The organism is Mycobacterium sp. 1245499.0 (assembly GCF_001673615.1).
GTDB lineage: Bacteria > Actinomycetota > Actinomycetes > Mycobacteriales > Mycobacteriaceae > Mycobacterium > Mycobacterium europaeum_A.
The window spans coordinates 1-15253 of the sequence record NZ_LZMG01000304.1; the positions used below are offsets into that span (position 1 = coordinate 1).

The window sequence follows — 15253 nt, forward strand, 5'->3', positions numbered from 1 at the left end:
CAGCGTGCCCGGCGGTCGGCCGTCGTGACCCAATAACCCGCCGATGGCGTGGGCGGGCAGGTTGCTCTGTTGGCCGGCGTCGACCAGCAGCGTTCGCCGCCGCGCCCGACCCAGTACCAGACCCGCGCTCAAGCCCGCGGCTCCGCCGCCGACGACGACGCAGTCCCATGTGGTGTTCATGACCTAATCCTCCGAATTGTTTCGAGCGTTGATGGTCTGTGCTTATGTTCAATCGCGTCATCGAATGCGTGGCGGCCACGGTCGTGAGTTGTTTTGTCCTTCAGCCCGGTGCGATGTGACGATCGTGCGCGGCGTCACCGGCGAGTGGACTTTCATTCTGTGCCGCGCCGTCTTCGATGCGCGATCGGCCCCGATCGGTCATGCTTCATCGGTCCCGACCGGCGAGGGTCTGGGATCTGGTGCCAACAGTTTGCGGACGGAGATCCGCGAGCCGAACGGCTGCAGCATCTGACTGGCCGGCCTGGTGCGCACGTTTAGCGGCCACCAGAACCAGCGGCCCAGTAGCGCCGCGATCGCCGGTGTTAATAGCGATCGCACGATCAATGTGTCAAAGATGAGGCCGAGGCAGATCGTGGTGCCAATCTGCTGAATCACGACCAGGTCGCTGACGATGAACGAGCCGAGGGTGAAGGCGAACACCAGTCCTGCGGCGGTGACCACTCCGCCGGTGCCGGCCATCGCGCGGATGATGCCGGTATTCAGTCCGGCACCGACTTCCTCCTTGAATCGTGAGATCAGCAGCAGGTTGTAGTCGGCCCCGACCGCGAGCAGGATGATGATCGCGAGGGCGGGGACGAGCCAGAATAGCGTGACTCCGAAGATGTACTGCCACAACAGTATCGATAGCCCGAGCGCAGCTCCTAGTGACAGGATGACGGTGCCCACGATCACGATGGCGGCTACGAAGCTGCGGGTGATGAGGATCATCACCAGCAGGATCAGCGCGATCGCCGCCAACGTGACTATCATCAGGTCGTACAGCGATGCCTCTTGGATGTCCTTGTACGTCGCCGCCGTCCCGGCGATATAGATCTTGGCGTCCGCCAGAGGGGTCGCCTTGATCGCATCGAAGGCAGAGTTCCGGATGGCGTTGATGTGCGAGATGCCCTCGGGGCTAGCGGGTTTGCCCTCATGGGTGATCGTCATGCGGGCGGCCTTGCCGTCCGGGGACATGAACAGCTCGAGGCCGCGCTTGAAATCGGCGTTGTCGAACGCCTCCGGCGGCAGGTAGAACGAATCGTCGTTTCTGGCATTATCGAAGGCCTTGCCGAGCGCGGTGGCGTTCTCCACCGCTTCGCGGGCCTGTTTCAATGTTCCGCTGACGGTGGCGTAGTTCGACTGCAGCAACGCGCGATTGGTCTGCTGGATGTCGACCTGGGGTGGGATCAGCGACAGCACCTGCGGTTGCAGCGCGTTGAGTTTGTCGAGGCTCGCGGTGATCTTGCCGAATTGTTCACTGAGTTTGTCGATTCCGTCGAGTGCGTCGAATACCGCTCGCAGGGCCGCACACAACGGGATGTCGAAGCAGTGTCGCTCCCAGTAGAAGTAACTGCGGAGCGGCCGGAAGAAGTCGTCGAAGTTGGCGAGGTTGTCTCGGATCTCGTTGATGGTGTCGACGGTGTCGTGGAATCCCCGCACCTGCTCGTCGGTGGCATCGGTGGCTTGCTGCTGCAAGGAGAGCTGACGTTGCAAAATATCGATCCCCTTACCGGTCAAATCGATCTGGGTCAGCAGGTCGCGGGCCCTGTCCCCCTGGTAGCTCAGGTTCATGACCTGGCCCGCGCTCTGGGCGCTGATCTGAAAGGGAACTGAACTGTGCTTGATCGGCGTACCGAGGGGTCGCGTGACCGACTGCACCAGTGCGACCCCGGGGGTGTGCAACACCGCCTTGGCAACGCGGTCCAGAATCAGCATGTCCGCTGGATTGCGCATGTCGTGATCAGATTCGATCATCAGCAACTCGGGGTTGAGCCGGGCCTCCGAGAAGTGGCGTTCCGCGGCGGTATATCCGATGTTGGCCAGGGCGTCATCGGGCATGTAGGGCCGTCCGTCGAAGCTGATCTGCGCTCCCGGCAGCGCGAGTAGGCCCACCGCGGACACCGCCAACGAGACGACGAGCACGGGCCCCGGCCACCGCACGATCGTCGTGCCGACGCGGCGCCAGCCCGTGGTGCGACGCACACGTTTGGGATCGAGGAACCCGAACCTGGCAGCACTCGTCACCACCGCCGGCCCGAGGGTCAGCGCCGCGGACAACGTCACGACAAGGCCCAGCGCCGTAGGGATGCCGATGCTGCTGAAATACGGGAGCCGGGTGAAGTGCAGGCACGCCACAGCTCCGATAATGGTGAGTCCAGAGCCGACGATGACATGGACGGTGCCACGGAACATGTCGTGGTACGCGGCCTCGCGATCTAGGCCCTTGCCCCGGGCTTCTTGGTAACGCCCAACAAGGAAGATGGCGTAGTCGGTGCCCGCGGCGATGGCCATGCCCGTCAGAAGGTTCACCGCGTAGGTGGATAGGTCGAACAGGCCCGCGTTGCCCAGCAGCGCGACCACCCCCCGCGTTGCGGCGAGTTCGACCGCGACCACGAGGAGAACGATCAGCATGGTGACCAAGGAGCGGTAGACGATGAGCAGCATCACCGCGATGACGAGAAACGTGACGGCAGTGATGAGGTGGGTGCCTTCGTTGCCGATCTCGAAGTTATCGGTGATCAGCGGGGCGGCGCCGGTGACGTACGCCTTGACCCCTGGTGGGTGCGGCGTGTCGGCCACGACCTGGCGGATGCCGTCGACGGAATGATTGGATCGCGACTCGCCTTGGTTGCCTTGGAGGTAGACCTGAACGAGCGCTGCCTTGCCGTCCTTGCTCTGGGCGCCGCCCGCGGTGATCGAATCGCCCCAGAAGTCTTGAACGTGCTGGACGTGTTTGGTATCGGCTCGCAACTTCGCGACCAGGCCGTCGTAGTAGATGTGCGCGTCCTGGCCCAGCGGCTGATCGCCTTCGAGCACGATGACGGCGGCACTGTCGGAGTCGAACTCGCCGAACTTCTTCCCGATGTGCTTCATGGCCATGACCGACGGAGAATCAGGGGCGTTCAAGGCCACCGAACGTTCAGTACCGACGATCTCGAGTTGGGGCACCAGCACGTTCGTCACGCCGGCGACCGCGATCCAGATCAGAATGACCGGTAGGGCGAGTGTGCGCAGGACACGCGCTGCCCGAGAGCGGTCGGATCCGTCTGCTCCGTGCTGGCTCACGCCGTCTTGTCCAGACAGGCGATGTATCCGTTCACGTCGTTGGAAGACCTTTCATCCTTGACGATGCCATTGACGGTTATGCGGCAGGTGATGCTGCTGGAATCTCCCTGAGCGCGCAGGTCGGCGAACAGTGTTGGATCGTCGGTGACCAAGTCGTGCGACCACGGCAGGGGTGCGTTGTCGACGCGCTGGGGTTGAGCGTCCTCGTCGAGGAAGTTGATGGTTGCCCGCGCGCCGGGGTCTCCGAGGACCTGGAGGTGGACCCGTTTGGGGTTGAATCCGGTGTTCTCGGGCGAATCAGCTGAGGGCCTGGATGTTTGGTCCTGCGATCCGAAGATGCCATGCAAACGGTAGACACCGCTGACGACCAAGACCACCACGATCATCGCCACGAGCACCGCCCAATGGCGGGCGGCTGCCCTTCGTATCGGCGATGTCGGCATCGGCACGGAAAGTCTTTCGATGTGCGCGTCCACTCGCCGACCTATCGGCCTCGTGCATAGGCGGACGCGCCGACTTTTTCGACACCGCCATACAGGCCATCCGCTGCCCCTCCGGCGTCCGCAGAAGTCATCACAGCCATGGGGTCCTGCCTTTCCGTGCGCGCTCCGAATCGTCCGAGATCGGGTTCTGCACAACATCGGTCATGGTTCGGTCAACTCACGTTCTGGTGGTTGGAGGGGTCGGCTGTTCAGGAAGCCCAGGATGTGGTCGGCGACCGTCCTGACTGCTCGGAGCATCATTTGCCCGACCACCTTTTCCAGTCCTCCGTGTCGAGGAGGATGCCGTCATCCGGCTCAACCGGGGCTAGTACTAGCCTGGTCGAGGTCCTGCAAAGGAACATAACCGTTTAAAAGAAGAACGTCAACGTTCTATTCCCGGGCGGCTACGATTCACATCGTGTCCTCGCCAAAGCAACTCTCGGGTGTGCAAGCGCGCACCAGAGCCGCGATCCTGGCGGCTACGGCTTCTGCGCTGGCCGCCAACCGAACGGCCACCATGCCCGAGATCGCTACCGTGGCCGGGGTGGGCCGCACCACGCTGCACCGCTACTTCGCCGACCGCGAAACGCTGATCTACGAGGCGACACTGGACTCGATCCGCGTGCTCATGGAAGCGGTGGACGAAGCCGCCACCGACGATGGACCTGCAGTCGATGCGATGCGGCGCTTCATCACCGCCGCCGTCTCCATCGGTGAACGACTGGTCTTGCTCTTCGGTGACCCGGCGGTGCTCCGTGATATCTCACCGGCCCAATTCCCGAACGAAGAGTTGGTGATCAACCTCATCGCACGAGGACAGGACGAAGGCGTGTTCGACCCGGACCTCAACCCGACCTGGATTCGGCACGCGCTCTACGGATTGATCCTGCAAGGCTGTGGGCAAGCTATGGCCGGCGCACGGCCGCGGCACACCGTCGCGCCACTGATCACCCGCACCTTCGAGCGCGGCATCTGCCCGACTCCCTAGTGTGCTATTTCATGAGGTTGGTTACGTGGGCAAGTCGCCACTTAACGTGACGCGGTGAACGTCTTTAGGCTGTGTCCAACTCAGCCGACGAAGACCGTCCTCTTCGCAGCGGGCGCTGGTGGAGACCTCAACGTCACCTACCGCTGCTGGAACATCTGGCGGCTAGTGGGTGCGAGGTCGTGGCTCCATACTTCGAGCGGCTTTCTGGACCCGGAGCAAGCCTGGACGAGTTGCTTGCGCGTCCAAACGGGCTGGTCGAAGCACTCCGTGAGCGGCCGCTGGCCGATGAGTCTGTCGTCGCGATCGGACACTCCATTGGTGGTTGGGCTGCGATATGTCTGGCCGGCGGAAAACCCGTGGGAAGGGACGGTCAACGGCTGAAGGTCATCAGGGCCGCGCATCAGCCAGTTAGTGCTGTTCGCGCCAGCAGCCGGCTGGTTCGCAACTCCACGCGCGCTGAGTGATGTGCGCGCCAAGATGCTCGTCTACGCCGCGGAATTGGACACCGTTACTCCCGTCGACGAGGTCGCGGTGCTGAGAACTGCGCCCGATCCCGTCGTCATGCGCGTTGTGCCGAAAGCTGGCCATTTCAGCTTCATGCACACGCTTCCTCCCGGTGTGACCGAAGACAGCGAGTTTGATCGCGATGCAGCGCTAACCGCTATCACGACAGAAACCCTGCAATTCGTCAACACATGACGGCGACCATCGTCGATGCAGCACCGCACATTCCGGGATATGCGCAAAGCAAACGCTGTCCGAGCTTGTCCCGGGCCACCTGTACTGTGGACGGCTCGGTTGCCCGACGCCAGATCGGCCCGTCACCCCTGGATGGCGAGGGACTTGCGCAACTGTTTGTCGAAGATTCCGCGGGGAGCAAAGCGACGCATCATGCTGAGCTGACGCGCTGAGCCCGCGGGGTAGCGCGGCTTCGGCTTGGAGTCTGTTGCTGCGGCCACGATGACTTTCGCCACGACGACGGGATCGTCGCCGTTGTTGACCTGTTCGCCCACTGCCTGGTTGGAGCGTTCGCGTTGCCGCTCATAGGCGGCCAGGGGGTTGTCCGGCTTCGCGGTGTTGTCGTCGAATCCGGTTCTGGTGCCACCCGGCTCGACCAGAAGCACCCGGATGTTGTGCCCTCGCACCTCGAGGTCCACGGACTCGGAGTAGCCCTCGACGGCGTACTTGGTTGCGCTGTAGGCAGCCATGTACGGCGCGGGCATCAAACCGAAGATCGACGAGATGTTGATGATACGACCGCTGCCCTGTCTGCGCATGTGCGGCAAAACGGCATTCGTCATCCGGATGACGCCGAACACGTTGAGGTCGAAGAGTTTCTGCGTCTGGGCGATCGAGTTCTCCTCGCTGGCTCCAGCCAGTCCCATACCGGCGTTGTTGACCAGCACGTCGATCCGCCCGAACCGCGCGATCACCGCCTCAACCGCTGCAGCGACGGACTCGTCACGGGTGACGTCGAGATCGACGAACGTGAACCCTTGGCTGCCCTCCAGTTCGGCAGTATTGCGGCTTGTGCCTACTACCTCAAATCCTGCGTCAACCAGGCCGCGGGCGGCGACCTTGCCAAGGCCCGAGCTGACGCCCGTGACGAGCGCGATCGGTCGTGACGTTGTCATGTGAATCGTTTCCTAACCTCGTAGTTGTGGTGTGCGTCAGTTCGGGAGAAGGCCGTGTCTGCGTAGGCCTGACAGTGACCCTGCGAAGCAGTTCCGCGCCCGCGAATACCCCGGCCCAACGCTGGCCCTGGCTGTTCCTGCTGCGCCGGGAGCTCAGCCCAGGTAGAGGTCCTTTCGGGCGGCCACGAACTCCTCGATCGACTGAGGACCGATGCCGGTTACGCGTTCGACGTCAGCGGAGGTGCGGTCGTAACGATTGTCGCGGTGAAGCTGGGCCATGGTGGTGAGATGCTGTGCGACGTGCGGCGACACCTCGAGCTGGAGGAGGGCGGTCCACGCCTCCCGAGGCAGGTCCACGTATGACACCGGACGCCCCAGAGCGCGAGAGAACTCGTCGGCCAGTTCAGTCATGGTGACTGAGCGCGGACCAGTCAGCTCGTACACCTGCCCGATGTGCGGAGCAGGGTCACTCAGCACGGTGGCAATGACCCGTGCGACGTCCTCGACGGCAATCGGCGAGGTACGCCCGGAGCCGAACGGCAGCGCGATCGTGCCGCTCTGCTGAATCGATCGCGCCGGCATCGTGGTGAATAGTGGACTGTCCAGGAACGCAGTCGGCCGGATATGCACCACCGGCAGCCGCGACCAGTCGAAGACCTGCTCGGCCAACCAGTGCAGCCGCTGATGGTGCGATTCCTCGGTGCTGGTGGCAGTCATCTGTGACACTGTCATCTGCGACAGGTCGACCAAGGCCTCCAACTTCCCGTACTCTTTCGCAACCGAGGCGACGACCGTCGCGGCCAGCAGATGGTCCGGCGATACCTGCATTCCGAAGTACATCCTGGACACCCCCTGCAGCGCGGCCGCCACCGTCTCGGGCTTGGTCAGGTCACCGATGACCACTTCGGCGCCGAGCGCTCGCAACTCAGCCGCACGCGCGTCTTCGCGACGGGCCATGAACCGCACAGGCACCTGCTGCGTCCGCAGCTGCTCAAAGATCGTGCGGCCCACACCGCCGGCACCGGGAATCAGTACGAGGTTGTCAGAAACCATCCGAAGCTCCTCTTTCGGCCCGTCCGAGGTCGGGGTTTTGGCCAGTGTCAGTCATGGTTCGGTCGACCCATCCGAGGTCTGGCGGTTGAAATGAACATAATCGTTTAATATCGGAACGTCAACGTTCTATTCCCGGGCGGCTACGATCACACCATGTCCTCGACCTAAGTAACTCCCGCGTGTGCAAGCGCGCACCAGAGCCGCGATTCTGGCTGCATAGGTGGGGATGGTGCAACGGCGGGGGTGAATCCGCAGCCCGTGCGGCTGCGCTACTCCGGCGGGAGGTTCTGCAGCCGCACCTGTCCCCGTGCCACCACGCGATCGTTGTCGCCGGTGATCGTGATCAACCACAACTGCTGGCGCCTGCCCCGGTGAATCGGGGTCGACACCGCGGTTACCGTGCCTGCTCTGACAGCCCGGAGGAAGTCGGTGTTGTTGTTGACACCGACGACCGTGCCGCCGCCGTTCTCGTTCAGCCACACCGCTCCGGACGCACTTGCCAGGCTTTCGATGATCGAGCAGTAGACGCCGCCGTGCACAATGCCCCACGGCTGCAACAGCCTGTCGGTGATATCGAGGCGGGCGCTGCCGCCGTCAGGCGTGAGCTCAAGAATGTCCAGACCGAGTTCGGCGTCGAACCCCTTACCTGGATCCGATGGCGGTGCAGTTGACATGTCCATCCCGTCTTTCTTTGCGCTTCGAACCGACCGAGATCGGGGTTTTGGACAGCATCAGTCACGGTTAGGTCAACCCTTCGATTTCTGGGTAGACATAGTGAACATAACCGTTTGATAGCGGAACATCAACGTTCTATTCCCGGGCGGCTACGATCACATCATGTCCTCGCCAAAGCAACTCCCGGGTGTGCAAGCGCGCACCAGAGCCGCGATCCTGGCGGCTACGGCTTCTGCGCTGGCTGCGAACCGCACGGCCACCATGCCCGAGATCGCCGCCGTGGCCGGGGTGGGCCGCACCACGCTGCACCGCTACTTCGCCGACCGCGAAACGCTGATCTACGAAGCAACCCTGGACGCGATCCGCGTAGTAACCGAAGCGGCGGACGAAGCCGCCACCGAGGACGGACCAGCACTCGATGCGATGCGGCGCTTCATCACCGCCGCCGTCTCCATCGGCGAACGACTGGTCTTCCTCTTCGGGGACCCGGCAGTACTACGCGACCTCCGCCCTCCCCAGTCCCCGACATATGAGTTGGTGCTCAACTTGATCACACGCGGCCAAAACGAAGGCGTGTTCGACCCAGACCTTGACCCAATATGGATCCGGCACGCGCTCTACGGATTGATCCTGCAAGGCTGTGAGCAAGCTATGGCCGGCGCACTGCCGCGGCACACCGTCGCGCCACTGATCACCCGCACCTTCGAGCGCGGCATCTGCCCGGCTCGCTAGCGCGCCAGCAACGTAATAAAGACGCACTCATTCCGATCGCGCCGCGGCCGATGACTTCAGAGCCATGCGTGCTCAGCGTCGGCAGGCACAGCAGCCCCAGCCGCCGCGATGAGCCGCTCGCCTTTGTGTGCGACGCGCCGGACTCAAACGCGCCAACCACCGCGGCCTGGGGGTGAGAAATCCAGTTCCATTGCCACCCTGATCAATTCGTCCGCAACACCTTTGTCGTAGACGCATTGTGCGTCGCTGTAGCCGACAATCGGCCCAGCGCCGACAGCGGTGCCGTACTCCGCCTCGGGCCGACCGACCTCGAGTGCGAGCGTGAGATCACCGGGCAGTGTCCGACCGGCATACGAACCGCCGATGCGGGCGAACTCCTCGTTCGTCGTGCGTTGACCTGCGCGTTTGCAACGAAGATTAACAAGCTCTCGCGACACGCCGAAGTCTTGTCAAGTAGCCCGGCGTGTCCTGTCAATCTTCGCTGCATCTCGACAGGTGCAAATCGATCCTGAACGACCGTTGCGACTTCGTGAATAGATCTGGGAGGCAAACGATTTGGGTAAATTTCGTGAGGGCAATTTGGCGTTGGCGAGGCAAGCTCTATGGTGTGCCGTCCTTAGGTGCCTCCGTGGCTTCGACGTTTTCTCGCGCGGCGGTCAACTTTGCACGATCATGACGCGCGCTGATCGCATCGGCTGCGGCTCTTAATACGCCCAGAACAAGCCGACCAAACGGAAGTGTGGAAGCAAATTCCACTCCAACGAGTCGAACGCAGGTTCTCGACGAAGTGCCGGACGGTGCAAGAAGCGACGGTTTCGATCACGCAGTCGAAGAACTGGAAAAGCTCAGCCGTAACGGTGACGTTTTTGACTATCGAGATGTCGACACCCGTGACACCTTCGCTGGAGGCAAATCGATCCGTCCATGGCAGACGAGTGCGGTCTGCTGGACCTCTACCGACATGTGTATTACATGGCAAGCGGTGTGGCGCACTCAGAATGGTGGTCGGTCGAGACGCACGTGATGGAGCCGTGTGTGAACGTGCCGCACGGCGGTCACCTAATACCCAGCCTGGAACTAAACGCGGGCGGCAATGTTGAGTTAGCAAATTCTTGGGTTGACTTGCTGCACCCTGATAAGGATGAGCCTGGACACCTTGGGGACTGATGACGCTTCTGTGGAGGGCGCTTTTTCTTGGCTTGAGGCCGAATCCACCGAGTTGCCGGCAGACACTGATAGCCGCAGCGCAGATGCGGACTGACATCAAGCTGCGGGCGGCTTATCGCGGCCTATGCCGCCTCGGAGGTTACGGCGTCAGATCATCTATCGGCGTAATTTGCCTGTATCTGGGACCGGATTCTTTGCTAGTCGCATCAGCGCGGTTCGATGTCTAGCTATGAGGCGAGTGATAGGCGACCCGAGATTCATAGAAGATTGGCTGCGCGAGAGCGCCAGTACGGCGACCAACTAGCCCGCTCTGAATCCGAGTGCCTGACGCTTGCCGCAACCGCGCTCAGGTATTGGGACGACTGGTGGACGGAGCCGAACGGCAAACGGCCGATCTCGGTGGAGGCCCGGCTCGATCAGAAGTTTCGAGTTTGTTTTCCATTGTCCGCCAACGCGATTAACCACGTCCGCTCTGCTATGGCATCGCGAGCGACGTACCCATGGGTGGCCATGGCCAGTGCGCGAGTCGCGTTTGAGCACGCGTTAACCGCACAATGGGTTTTGCTAACCGAAGCTGGCGAGACGCGGCTGAAGGCCAGCTTCGATCAGAGCGACTACAGACGACGCGAAGGCTTGATTTCCGGCGTTCGTGCGATAGGGAATACGGACGATTCGTTTGCGGAGTTGGCGCACGGACTGAGCGACGAAGAATTAGACAGCCTCGTCGGAGACGCGCCTCACGAGACCGGGGTGCCGAATATCGACGCCATCTGTCGCCGCTTCGCAGGTGGCGGTGCCGAATATCTCCTGTATGACATCTTTCGCGAACTCTCTGGCGCCGTACACCCGTCACTGGCGCTCGTGCGAACGCACCTGAGACTTCCCGATGGGAAGGTGACTGGCTTCGATACGTTCGAACGCTGCAACAGCGACAACATGCTCGGGCGCGAACTAGCAATAAGCGCTCTCTGGGCGCTATACGCGGCTGAGGTATGCAGGTCAGGTCAGCCGCGAGCCGCGCAAGTAGCAGCACTTGGTGCAGGTGCTCAACTTCCCGTCGACCTACAGGCCAGTGATCAACAGCCAGGTCAGCAACCTACCGATGAGACGGCATATTGGTGCACGCAGTGACGTTTGACGGCAACAGCTTTCGAGCGTCAACGGCAGTCTGGGTCTGCATCTCTCTTCCTGTATTTGACGTGCGTGGAGCCGCGTCACCTGACTGAACCCCAATCGCCGGAGTCTGCCAAGCTCGCCGCTGGCCGCCCTGAATCAATTGGGTGGCGGATCTTTCAGACTGGCAACCGTGCGGTCTGAGATGTCAACCGCGCCGAGTAGCGCATCTTCCTCGATTGGTACGGCGTGAGCCACATGATGCATAACACCAGTTATCCATCGAATTTAGCTGAGTGAGCAGGCGCAGCCAGTAATCAACGCGATTATCGGCGGTGTTGTTCGACTAGCTGCCCTTGATCCCCACCGCGTGGCGCAGCTGTGCCAAAAATTGCTCGGCGTCGTCGCTGCGCACGATGTAGTGCGAGATCGCGATCCGGATGACCGTCGCCGCCTTCACCGCCGCGTTGGGCCCGGGCAGGTGGCGCTGCAGGCCCTCGCGCATCTGCGGGATCACCCAGGAGAACTGGGCGATGGTGTGCTCGGGCTCGACGTCGACCATCCGCACACCCGAGTAAGAGTGTTGATATTCGACGATGAACCGCAGCACGGCGTCGAGCTTGTCCACGCCCTTCAGGCCCGCGGTGGCCTTCACCAAACCGCTTTCGAAGATCTGGCGCTCGTAGGCCGAAAACGCCGACAGCAGCTCCTCTTTGGAGGCGAACCAGCGATACAGCGTCGGGCGGGACACCCCGGCCTGGGTGGCGACGTCGGACAGGCTGAGCTTGGTCTTGCCGTTACGGCCGAGCACCTCGGCGGTGGCCGCCAGAATCCGCTGACGGGTCGAGGTGTCGGTGTCGGCGATCGTCGTCGCCCGGGCCGGCTGGCTCATGATTCAGACTTTTCGAAGTGTCGCCGAGGTGTCATGGTCATTCGCTCCCACGTTAGGCCCGAGGCGGGCGCCGGCGCACCAGCACCGACTGCTGGATGGCGCCGACCGCGCCCTGCTCGTCGAACAACGTGCCGATGGTCGTGCCGATGCCGTCCGGCCCGTAGCTGGTCTCCGCCCGGATGCCGATCCAGTCGCCGTCGGGAACACGAAACACATGCACCGCCAGATCGGTGTTCAGGAACGTCCATTTGGTGATGTCGAGCTTGCTGCCGATGCCGTTGGCGCAGTCGGCCACCGCGAACAGCCGTTCCAGCTGCGTCATGGACTCGCCGTTGACCAGATCGACGGTCGGGTTGATCCAGGATTCGCCGGGGCCTTCGCTCAGCGGCTCGGTCAGCCACAGCCACTCCAGGCTGTGCACATAGTTGCGGTCCCAGTCGCGCGCCTTGAGGTTGCGGTTGAAGGCCTCGGCCCGGGGCCGGGGCAGTGGCGCCGCGGCGTGCGCGATCGGCTCCGTGTCCTGGTGCTGCAACCGCCACCCGCTGGCGCGCGCCACCGGCCGCGGGGCGCCGTCGGGGCCGGGAGCCAGCATTTCGGCGCTGAGCAATTCGATCTGCTTGCCGGGGCGCTGCACGTCGGCGCGCACCCACAGGTCGCCCTCGGCCGGGACCCCGCCCAGCAGATCGATGACCACCCGGGACAGTCGAGTGTCGTCGCGCTGCTCGCACCGCTCCAGCGCCCGGACCAGCAGCGCCGATACCGGACCGCCGTGCTGGATCGCCGCGGACCAGGTGCCGCGCGCCAGATCGGTCGCCCGGAACTTCTCGCCCAATGCGGCGTCGTCGTCGCCGGCCGGGTCGATCAGCTCGTAGTAGGCGTCGGTCATCGTGAACCTCTCGGGTCAGGGCAGGCCGGCGCCGGGGGTGGTCACCGTGACCGCGTCCAGCCGGGAAAGCCGCGTGCCGGCCAGGCGCTGAGGATAGGCCTCCGTGCTCGACAACAAAAACAGCGTGCGGCGCTGCGGACCGCCCAGCGCGCAGGCGATGGCGACCCGCTCGCCCATGTCGATCCGGTCGGTCACCTCGCCGCCGGCCGCGATCCGCTCGAACTGGTGGGCCAGCGTCATCGACGCCCACACCCCACCCTCGGCGTCCAGCGCGATGCCGTCGGGCGGCCCGTCCAGGCCGTCGGCGAAAACCCGTCGGTCGGACAGTCCGCCGTCGGCGCCGACGGAGAACGCGGAGAGCCGCCGGCCGGTCGACTCCGCGACAATCAGGGTCTTGCGGTCCGGGGTGATCGCCATCCCGTTGGGGAAGTCGAGGTCGTCGGCCACGACGGTCGCGTTGTCGTCGGGGTCGAGCCGGATGATGACGCCGCCGTGCAAGGCCTGGCAGCCGATGTAGGCGCGGCCCGCGTCGTCGATGACCATGTCGCCGAGGTTGGCCGGCGCCACGTCCGCGAGATCGGCGATGGTGACCACGGTTTCGCCGTCATAGCGCAGCACCTGCCGGTCCTCGGTCGAGGCGATCAGCAGCGACCCGTCGGGCCGAAAGCCCAGGCCGGACGGCGAATGCCCGGGCAGCGGCAGCGTGGTCAGTGATCCGCCCATGGTCGCGGTGTGCACCGCCTCGCCCAGCATGTCGGAGAACCACAGCAGACCCTCGAACCAGCGCGGGCCCTCGCCGAAGCAGAAACCGTTGGCCAGCGGCTCGGGGATCATCGGTCCCCGCCAGGCGCGTCGCGGTCTGCTTTACAAAACACCGAAAAAGTGTCATGCACCGCGGGTGTCGGTGTCAATCTGCCGATCGGGCGAGCTCGCGGGCCACGGCCTGGTGATAGGCGTCGATCTTGGCGGGATTGGCCTGCATGAAGAGCTGATCGGGCAGCGGGGCGTGCTTGTACGCCTCGATCGTCATGGTGCGGGAGAACAGCGTGACGTCCTGCCCCGGCCTGGTGAAGTGGTAGGAGACCGTGATGCGCCCCTCCATGCCGCCGTTGCCGTCGCGGTCATGGCCCAGGCGGCCGACCGAGGTGAACACGAACCGCGTCGGGCGCACCGCGGCGGCCAGCTGCCAGGTGAAGACCCGGTCGCCGTCGGGGCCGGCCTCCTCCCAGGTGTCACCGACCTTGAGCGGGAGCTGCGGCAAGTTGGCGATGTGCGCGCTGCCGGGGTAGGTCTTGGTCCAGTTCTGCGGATTGGTGACGAAGTCGTACACCGTTTCGGCGGACTGGGTGAACGCGGTCTCCGAGGTGGTGGTCACGATGCCCAATTGGGTTGCCTCCCTAGGCTTTCGGCCGTCTTACCGGTGCGGCGGACCGGCGTCTTGTTAGCCAAGCTTTACAAATCCTACTCAAAGTGTCACGCTGAGCGCTGAGCTGCGAGCGCGAGAGGTGAACGGGATTGACGAAGGCGTCTGAGGAATCCGCGCAGACCGAGTGGACCGTGCAGGGCCTGCTGGACCTGTTCGACGTCCAGGAAGACGGGCAGGACAAGTTCACCGGCGAGACCGGCATCGCGGCGGGCGACGAACGCCAGGTGGTGGAGGGCACCCAGGTGCTCGCGCAGGCGATCGTCGCGGTGGCCAAACGCTTCCCCGACAAGTCGGTGCGCTCGGCGCACGCCGTCTTCTCGCGCGCGATCACCGTCGGCCCGCCCATCGAACTGGTTCTTGACGTCGTGGCCGAGGGCCGCTCCACCGCCACCGCGGTGGTCGCCGTGCACCAGAACGGCCGACGCTGCCTGAGCATCACGGTGCTGGCCGACGTGCCCACCGACGACGTCATCCGGCACCACCTGCCGCGCCCCGACGTCGCCGGCCCGGCGGACGCGCACCACTCGCCGATGCCGATGGTCGGTCGCGAGCTGCGCCTCGTCGACGTCGTCGACGTCAACAGCCCCGACGAGGTCGGCCCGCCGGAGCTGTACGCGTGGCTGCACTACGACCCGATTCCGACCCGCGACGAGTTGGCCAAGGCGCTGCTGGCGTACTTCACCGGCCACCTGGGCATCTCGACCACCATGCGGGCGCACGAGGGCATCGGCACCGCGCAGGCGCACCTGACCGTGTCGACCGCGCCGATGAGCATCTCGGTCGCCTTCCACGAACCCGTGGACTGGACCGGATGGCTGCTCTACACCCACGAGAGCACCCAGGTCGGCGCGGGCATGTCATACGTGCGCGGGATCGTGCATTCCGAAGAGGGCGAGCTGCTGGCCTCCTTCGCCCAGGAG

Annotated in this window: 15 protein-coding genes and 1 pseudogene; 5 read left to right on the forward strand and 11 right to left on the reverse strand. The window is 63.8% G+C overall.

Going from position 1 to position 15253, the window contains the following annotated elements; genetic code table 11:
* The 3 genes from A5646_RS18440 to A5646_RS18450 all read right to left on the reverse strand — a co-directional run.
* Positions 1-180, reverse strand: a 180-nt coding sequence (locus A5646_RS18440) for an FAD-binding protein (protein WP_156765640.1), incomplete at its 3' end; no start/stop codon positions are given.
* A 198-nt stretch (positions 181-378) separates the two neighbouring features.
* On the reverse strand, positions 379-3285 hold the full coding sequence (locus A5646_RS18445; protein WP_067023244.1) for an RND family transporter: 2907 nt from the start codon (positions 3283-3285) through the stop codon (positions 379-381).
* Entirely contained in the window at positions 3282-3728 is a 447-nt protein-coding gene (locus tag A5646_RS18450) for an MmpS family transport accessory protein (protein WP_067023247.1), read from the reverse strand. Before A5646_RS18450 ends, A5646_RS18445 begins: the two co-directional genes overlap by 4 nt.
* Positions 3729-4185: 457 nt before the next feature.
* On the opposite strand from A5646_RS18450, the gene A5646_RS18455 reads away from it, so the two are divergent.
* Positions 4186-4755 (forward strand): TetR/AcrR family transcriptional regulator, encoded by a 570-nt coding sequence (locus A5646_RS18455; protein ID WP_369806962.1) that lies wholly within the window; start codon positions 4186-4188, stop codon positions 4753-4755.
* Between the two features lie 411 nt (positions 4756-5166).
* On the forward strand, positions 5167-5454 hold the full coding sequence (locus tag A5646_RS18460) for a hypothetical protein (RefSeq protein WP_156765641.1): 288 nt from the start codon (positions 5167-5169) through the stop codon (positions 5452-5454).
* 122 nt (positions 5455-5576) lie between these two features.
* Here the strand turns inward: A5646_RS18460 and A5646_RS18465 are convergent, their stop codons facing one another.
* The 3 genes from A5646_RS18465 to A5646_RS18475 all read right to left on the reverse strand — a co-directional run bounded on the left by A5646_RS18465 (position 5577) and on the right by A5646_RS18475 (position 8116).
* Positions 5577-6389 carry an oxidoreductase gene (locus A5646_RS18465; protein ID WP_067023253.1) on the reverse strand — a complete coding sequence of 271 codons (813 nt, stop codon included), beginning with the start codon at positions 6387-6389 and terminating at the stop codon, positions 5577-5579.
* Positions 6390-6542: 153 nt separating this feature from the next.
* Positions 6543-7442 (reverse strand): NmrA family NAD(P)-binding protein, encoded by a 900-nt coding sequence (locus tag A5646_RS18470; protein ID WP_067023256.1) that lies wholly within the window; start codon positions 7440-7442, stop codon positions 6543-6545.
* 269 nt (positions 7443-7711) lie between these two features.
* Positions 7712-8116: a PaaI family thioesterase gene (locus A5646_RS18475; protein ID WP_067023272.1), complete on the reverse strand. Its 405-nt coding sequence runs from the start codon at positions 8114-8116 to the stop codon at positions 7712-7714.
* Between the two features lie 262 nt (positions 8117-8378).
* Here A5646_RS18475 and A5646_RS18480 point away from each other — a divergent pair, with 262 nt between their 5' ends.
* Positions 8379-8849: a TetR/AcrR family transcriptional regulator gene (locus tag A5646_RS18480; RefSeq protein ID WP_067023275.1), complete on the forward strand. Its 471-nt coding sequence runs from the start codon at positions 8379-8381 to the stop codon at positions 8847-8849.
* On the opposite strand, the pseudogene A5646_RS30015 reads toward A5646_RS18480, so the two are convergent.
* Positions 8809-9238, reverse strand: a pseudogene (locus tag A5646_RS30015) (peptidase M42); the annotation flags it as partial. The gene A5646_RS18480 and the pseudogene A5646_RS30015 sit on opposite strands and share 41 nt — an antisense overlap.
* Positions 9239-10526: 1288 nt before the next feature.
* On the opposite strand from A5646_RS30015, the gene A5646_RS29070 reads away from it, so the two are divergent.
* Positions 10527-11147, forward strand: coding sequence for a hypothetical protein (locus A5646_RS29070; protein WP_156765642.1), 621 nt, complete (start codon positions 10527-10529; stop codon positions 11145-11147).
* A gap of 328 nt (positions 11148-11475) precedes the next feature.
* On the opposite strand, the gene A5646_RS18485 is transcribed toward A5646_RS29070, so the two are convergent.
* The 4 genes from A5646_RS18485 to A5646_RS18500 all read right to left on the reverse strand — a co-directional run bounded on the left by A5646_RS18485 (position 11476) and on the right by A5646_RS18500 (position 14291).
* Complete coding sequence (locus A5646_RS18485; protein WP_065056844.1) at positions 11476-12021, reverse strand: TetR/AcrR family transcriptional regulator; 546 nt, start codon at positions 12019-12021, stop codon at positions 11476-11478.
* 52 nt (positions 12022-12073) lie between these two features.
* On the reverse strand, positions 12074-12907 hold the full coding sequence (locus tag A5646_RS18490; RefSeq protein WP_067023259.1) for a thioesterase family protein: 834 nt from the start codon (positions 12905-12907) through the stop codon (positions 12074-12076).
* 15 nt (positions 12908-12922) lie between these two features.
* Positions 12923-13741, reverse strand: a complete 819-nt coding sequence (locus tag A5646_RS18495) for an SMP-30/gluconolactonase/LRE family protein (protein WP_067023262.1) — start codon at positions 13739-13741, stop codon at positions 12923-12925.
* Between the two features lie 73 nt (positions 13742-13814).
* Positions 13815-14291: an SRPBCC family protein gene (locus tag A5646_RS18500; RefSeq protein WP_066861518.1), complete on the reverse strand. Its 477-nt coding sequence runs from the start codon at positions 14289-14291 to the stop codon at positions 13815-13817.
* Positions 14292-14422: 131 nt separating this feature from the next.
* Between A5646_RS18500 and A5646_RS18505 the strand changes: the two genes are divergently transcribed.
* Positions 14423-15253, forward strand: an 831-nt coding sequence (locus tag A5646_RS18505; RefSeq protein WP_067023265.1) for an acyl-CoA thioesterase II, incomplete at its 3' end; no start/stop codon positions are given.

Bases quoted from the DNA above. Each gene is read 5' to 3' on its own strand.
- A5646_RS18480 (WP_067023275.1), top strand. From the start codon at position 8,379: ATGCCCGAGATCGCCGCCGTGGCCGGGGTGGGCCGCACCACGCTGCAC.
- A5646_RS18450 (WP_067023247.1), bottom strand. From the start codon at position 3,728: ATGCCGACATCGCCGATACGAAGGGCAGCCGCCCGCCATTGGGCGGTG.
- A5646_RS18490 (WP_067023259.1), bottom strand. From the start codon at position 12,907: ATGACCGACGCCTACTACGAGCTGATCGACCCGGCCGGCGACGACGAC.
- A5646_RS18485 (WP_065056844.1), bottom strand. From the start codon at position 12,021: ATGAGCCAGCCGGCCCGGGCGACGACGATCGCCGACACCGACACCTCG.
- A5646_RS18475 (WP_067023272.1), bottom strand. From the start codon at position 8,116: ATGTCAACTGCACCGCCATCGGATCCAGGTAAGGGGTTCGACGCCGAA.
- A5646_RS18470 (WP_067023256.1), bottom strand. From the start codon at position 7,442: ATGGTTTCTGACAACCTCGTACTGATTCCCGGTGCCGGCGGTGTGGGC.
- A5646_RS29070 (WP_156765642.1), top strand. From the start codon at position 10,527: ATGGCCAGTGCGCGAGTCGCGTTTGAGCACGCGTTAACCGCACAATGG.
- A5646_RS18465 (WP_067023253.1), bottom strand. From the start codon at position 6,389: ATGACAACGTCACGACCGATCGCGCTCGTCACGGGCGTCAGCTCGGGC.
- A5646_RS18495 (WP_067023262.1), bottom strand. From the start codon at position 13,741: ATGATCCCCGAGCCGCTGGCCAACGGTTTCTGCTTCGGCGAGGGCCCG.